The 534-nt window shown below is 66.7% G+C and carries 1 protein-coding gene; it reads left to right on the top strand.

Features of this window, described 5'->3' with window-relative positions; genetic code table 11:
* On the top strand, positions 1-534 hold a 534-nt coding region (locus BN2475_RS33275), incomplete at both ends, for an acyl-CoA dehydrogenase family protein (protein WP_174642122.1).

The following is a 534-nucleotide window of genomic DNA, read 5'->3' as shown; positions in this document are numbered from 1 at the left end:
AAGCGGCTGGGTATCGAACACGGCGACCTCGAAATCGCCGATGCGGTTGCGCGCTTTGCGCAAAGCGAACTCGCGCCAGGGGCGGCGCAAGTGGACCGCGAAGAACTGTCGACGGTGCGCTATGTCGCGCAGCTCGCCGAGCTGGGCATGATGGGCATGAACCTGCCGCAGCGGTGGGGCGGCGTCGACGCGTCGCCGGTCGCGATCGTGCTCTCGCTGGTGGAGATCGCGAAAGCGTGTGCATCGACGTCGTCGATGATCGGTGCGCATTATCTTGCGACCGACTCGATTCTGATTGGGGGCGACGATGCGTTGCGCGATCGCTATCTTCCCGACGCGGCCAGCGGCAAGAAGGTCGGCGCGTTCGCGCTGACGGAGCCGCGCGCCGGCTCCCATCCCGCCGACATGGCGACCCGCGCGAGGCGCGAAGGTGACGGCTACCGGATCACGGGCGTGAAGCACTTCATCTCGAACGCCGATGCGGCAGGCTTCATCGTCGTGTTTGCGAAGACCGATGTCGACGCGGGCACGCGC

This window comes from Paraburkholderia ribeironis (assembly GCF_900019265.1).
In the GTDB taxonomy this organism is placed as follows: Bacteria; Pseudomonadota; Gammaproteobacteria; order Burkholderiales; family Burkholderiaceae; genus Paraburkholderia; species Paraburkholderia ribeironis.
This window is presented reverse-complemented; position numbering and strand designations above follow the sequence as displayed.